At 56.0% G+C, this 5,472-nt stretch carries 3 rRNA genes; all 3 read right to left on the reverse strand.

Annotated features, from left to right (window positions below):
• Positions 1-8: 8 nt before the first annotated feature.
• Positions 9-121: ribosomal RNA gene (gene rrf / locus CRM90_RS29375) — 5S ribosomal RNA — on the reverse strand.
• Positions 122-266: 145 nt separating this feature from the next.
• Positions 267-3,385: ribosomal RNA gene (locus CRM90_RS29380) — 23S ribosomal RNA — on the reverse strand.
• Positions 3,386-3,771: 386 nt separating this feature from the next.
• Positions 3,772-5,291, reverse strand: a 16S ribosomal RNA gene (locus CRM90_RS29385).
• The 16S, 23S and 5S rRNA genes sit together here, the layout of an rRNA operon.
• Positions 5,292-5,472 lie beyond the last annotated feature (181 nt).

The raw sequence follows: 5,472 nt of genomic DNA on the forward strand, positions 1-5,472 counted from the left end.
TAAATTGTGTTCGGCGGTGTCCTACTTTTCCACCCTGTTGGGTAGTATCATCGGCGCTGGTAGGCTTAGCTTCCGGGTTCGGGATGGGACCGGGCGTTTCCCTGCCGCTATGGCCGCCGTAACTTTATTCACTCTTTTTTGAGTGTCCCCATGTGGTGGGGAGGTTTAGTTTTGGTGGTGGGGTGCAGTGGTTTGACTGCTGTGGTGTGGTTGCGGGCGTCTTGGTGTGCTTACTTTGTCCGTGTCAACTGGTTTGTTGTTTTGGTTGTTGTAAGTTTTCGGCCGGTTAGTGCCAGTTCCCTGAACACCTTGCGGTGCGTATAGGTCTGGTCTATCGATCCCGTGGTCTGCGGGGGGCCTTATCCCTCTAAAAGGGTGAGAAACCTGGTCTTGGAGAAGGTTTCCCGCTTAGATGCTTTCAGCGGTTATCCTGTCCGAACGTGGCTATCCAGCGGTGCCCCTGGTGGGACAACTGGTGGACCAGAGGTTCGTCCGTCCCGGTCCTCTCGTACTAGGGACAGGTTTCCTCAAGTTTCTGACGCGCGCGGCGGATAGAGACCGAACTGTCTCACGACGTTCTAAACCCAGCTCGCGTGCCGCTTTAATGGGCGAACAGCCCAACCCTTGGGACCTGCTCCAGCCCCAGGATGCGACGAGCCGACATCGAGGTGCCAAACCATCCCGTCGATATGGACTCTTGGGGAAGATCAGCCTGTTATCCCCGGGGTACCTTTTATCCGTTGAGCGACACCCCTTCCACTCGGGGGTGCCGGATCACTAGTCCCGACTTTCGTCCCTGCTTGACATGTCCGTCTCGCAGTCAAGCTCCCTTGTGCACTTGCACTCAACACCTGATTGCCGTCCAGGTTGAGGGAACCTTTGGGCGCCTCCGTTACATTTTAGGAGGCAACCGCCCCAGTTAAACTACCCACCAGGCACTGTCCCTGGACCGGATATACGGTCCGAAGTTAGAAGTCCAATACGATCAGAGTGGTATTTCAACAATGACTCCACCCACACTGGCGTGTGAGTTTCACAGTCTCCCACCTATCCTACACAAACCGTATCGAACGCCAATACCAAGCTATAGTGAAGGTCCCGGGGTCTTTTCGTCCTGCCGCGCGTAACGAGCATCTTTACTCGTAGTGCAATTTCGCCGAGTCTATGGTTGAGACAGTTGAGAAGTCGTTACGCCATTCGTGCAGGTCGGAACTTACCCGACAAGGAATTTCGCTACCTTAGGATGGTTATAGTTACCACCGCCGTTTACTGGGGCTTAAATTCTCCGCTTCACCCCGAAGGGTTAACGGGTCCTCTTAACCTTCCAGCACCGGGCAGGCGTCAGTCCGTATACATCGTCTTGCGACTTCGCACGGACCTGTGTTTTTAGTAAACAGTCGCTTCTCACTGGTTTGTGCCACCCCCCACCGCTGCCGGCAGCTAGTGCCATGACAGTAGGAGGTCCCCCTTCTCCCGAAGTTACGGGGGTATTTTGCCGAGTTCCTTAACCATAGTTCACTCGTACGCCTTGGTATTCTCTACCTGACCACCTGTGTTGGTTTGGGGTACGGGCCGTGTGTGCGCTCGCTAGAGGCTTTTCTTGGCAGCAAAGGATCACCGAATTCGCCTCACTCGGCTATGCATCACCTCTCAGGATTAATGCCAGACGGATTTGCCTATCTGACTCCCTACGGGCTTGCCCCAGTATTACCACTGACTGGTACGGCTACCTACCTGCGTCACCCCATCGCTTGACTACTACCCACCCGGGTCTCGCGCAGCCGGTGACCCCCGCTTCCCGAAGGAATTGGTGGGACACCATTTGGGCGATTAGCAGAATGGATTCATCAGGGACGCTCACACACGGGTACGGGAATATCAACCCGTTGTCCATCGACTACGCCTGTCGGCCTCGCCTTAGGTCCCGACTCACCCTGGGCGGACTGGCCTGGCCCAGGAACCCTTGGTCTTTCGGCGGGCAAGGTTCTCACTTGCCTTATCGCTACTCATGCCTGCATTCTCACTCCCACACCCTCCACAGCTCCATTACCAGGCTGCTTCACCGGTGTGCAGGACGCTCCCCTACCCATCGAATAAATTCGATGCCGCGGCTTCGGCGGTGTGCTTGAGCCCCGCTACATTATCGGCGCACAATCACTTGACCAGTGAGCTATTACGCACTCTTTCAAGGGTGGCTGCTTCTAAGCCAACCTCCTGGTTGTCTCTGCGACTGCACATCCTTTTCCACTTAGCACACGCTTAGGGGCCTTAGCCGGCGATCTGGGCTGTTTCCCTCTCGACGTACGGAGCTTATCCCCCGCCGTCTCACTGCCACGCTTTCACTTACCGGCATTCGGAGTTTGGCTGACGTCAGTAACCCTGTGGGGCCCATCGGCCATCCAGTAGCTCTACCTCCGGTAAGAAACACGCAACGCTGCACCTAAATGCATTTCGGGGAGAACCAGCTATCACGGAGTTTGATTGGCCTTTCACCCCTACCCACAACTCATCCCCTCAGTCTTCAACCTAAGTGGGTTCGGGCCTCCACGCGGTCTTACCCGCGCTTCACCCTGGCCATGGGTAGATCACTCCGCTTCGGGTCCAGAACACACCACTACACCACACACTATTGTGTGGATACGCCCTATTCAGACTCGCTTTCGCTACGGCTACCCCACCCGGGTTAACCTCGCGACATGTCCCTGACTCGCAGGCTCATTCTTCAAAAGGCACGCCATCACCCCACTCAAAGAGAGGGCTCTGACGGATTGTAAGCGCACGGTTTCAGGTACTATTTCACTCCCCTCCCGGGGTACTTTTCACCATTCCCTCACGGTACTAATCCGCTATCGGTCACTGAGAAGTATTCAGGCTTACCGGGTGGTCCCGGCAGATTCACAGCAGATTCCACGGGCCCGCTGCTACTCGGGAACAGTTCCACAGGAGCCGTGATGTTTTCAGTTACGGGGCTCTCACCCACTACGGCAGACCATCCCAGGCCACTTCACCTAACACCACGGTTTATCACTCCCGCCCCGGCCGGCAGACCGAAGACGAAACGTCCCACAACACCGCACACACAACCCCTGCCGGGTATCACATGCATACGGTTTAGCCATCCTCCGCGTTCGCTCGCCACTACTAACGGAATCACAATTGTTTTCTCTTCCTACGGGTACTGAGATGTTTCACTTCCCCGCGTTCCCCCCCACTACCTATGTATTCAGTAGTGGGTGACACGACATCACTCGTGCCGGGTTTCCCCATTCGGACATCCTCGGATCAACGCTCGGTTGGCAGCTCCCCGAGGCATAACGCAGCCTCCCACGTCCTTCATCGGCTCCCAGTGCCAAGGCATCCACCATGCGCTCTTACACACTTACAACACAAAAAACCAATTCGAAAAAAGAAATTGCACATCAATCGCACACACAAAACCACCAACCCCCCAAAGGAAGCCGGCGCCTCATGCGTGCCAGATGCTCGCAACCACTATCCACAAATCAAACACCACACCCCACCACCAAAGATGGAGCAACAACACGCCTCCCGAACCAACGCTCGGGAACAACGGGCCTGTTGTCTCAAAGCCCAACAGTGTGTTTGGCAGCACCAGACAACCCCCCCAAAAGGAAGGTCCCCGTCCTGGATGATTGCTTGTCGTGCACCAGACCCCCACCCACTACAGGCGAAAGGCCATCCAACGAATCGATCAGAACTCCCGAACCCCCACACGATGTGGGCGGGCCTGATTCTCGTGGTGCTCCTTAGAAAGGAGGTGATCCAGCCGCACCTTCCGGTACGGCTACCTTGTTACGACTTCGTCCCAATCGCCGATCCCACCTTCGACGGCTCCCTCCCACAAGGGGTTAGGCCACCGGCTTCGGGTGTTACCGACTTTCATGACGTGACGGGCGGTGTGTACAAGGCCCGGGAACGTATTCACCGCAGCGTTGCTGATCTGCGATTACTAGCGACTCCGACTTCACGGGGTCGAGTTGCAGACCCCGATCCGAACTGAGACCGGCTTTGAAAGGATTCGCTCCACCTCACGGCATCGCAGCCCTTTGTACCGGCCATTGTAGCATGTGTGAAGCCCTGGACATAAGGGGCATGATGACTTGACGTCATCCCCACCTTCCTCCGAGTTGACCCCGGCAGTCTCTCACGAGTCCCCACCATAACGTGCTGGCAACATGAGACAAGGGTTGCGCTCGTTGCGGGACTTAACCCAACATCTCACGACACGAGCTGACGACAGCCATGCACCACCTGCACACAGGCCACAAGGGAACCGACATCTCTGCCGGCGTCCTGTGCATGTCAAACCCAGGTAAGGTTCTTCGCGTTGCATCGAATTAATCCACATGCTCCGCCGCTTGTGCGGGCCCCCGTCAATTTCTTTGAGTTTTAGCCTTGCGGCCGTACTCCCCAGGCGGGGTACTTAATGCGTTAGCTACGGCACGGATCCCAAGGAAGGAAACCCACACCTAGTACCCACCGTTTACGGCGTGGACTACCAGGGTATCTAATCCTGTTCGCTCCCCACGCTTTCGCTCCTCAGCGTCAGTTACTGCCCAGAGACCCGCCTTCGCCACCGGTGTTCCTCCTGATATCTGCGCATTCCACCGCTACACCAGGAATTCCAGTCTCCCCTGCAGTACTCAAGTCTGCCCGTATCGCCCGCACGCCCACAGTTGAGCTGTGAGTTTTCACGGACAACGCGACAAACCACCTACGAGCTCTTTACGCCCAGTAATTCCGGACAACGCTCGGACCCTACGTATTACCGCGGCTGCTGGCACGTAGTTGGCCGGTCCTTCTTCTATAGGTACCGTCACTTGCGCTTCGTCCCTACTGAAAGAGGTTTACAACCCGAAGGCCGTCATCCCTCACGCGGCGTCGCTGCATCAGGCTTGCGCCCATTGTGCAATATTCCCCACTGCTGCCTCCCGTAGGAGTCTGGGCCGTATCTCAGTCCCAGTGTGGCCGGTCACCCTCTCAGGCCGGCTACCCGTCGTCGCCTTGGTAGGCCATTACCCCACCAACAAGCTGATAGGCCGCGGGCCCATCCCACACCGCAAAAGCTTTCCACCACAACCCATGCAGGCCATGATCATATTCGGTATTAGACCCAGTTTCCCAGGCTTATCCCAAAGTGCAGGGCAGATCACCCACGTGTTACTCACCCGTTCGCCACTCGAGTACCCCGAAGGGCCTTTCCGTTCGACTTGCATGTGTTAAGCACGCCGCCAGCGTTCGTCCTGAGCCAGAATCAAACTCTCCAAACAAAAACAACCCATCCAAAGACAGGTGGAATTCGAATCAGAACAAGCCTGAAACCAAACAAAAGACACCAAACAAACTGGCATCAAAAACAGGCCACACCCCAACACGGGGGTATCAGAATGCAGCCAAAAAACAACAACAAACAAAAACCACCAAACACACTATTGAGTTCTCAAACAACAC

Origin of the sequence: Mycobacterium sp. ENV421 (genome assembly GCF_002887815.1) — a bacterium.
Lineage (GTDB): Bacteria > Actinomycetota > Actinomycetes > Mycobacteriales > Mycobacteriaceae > Mycobacterium.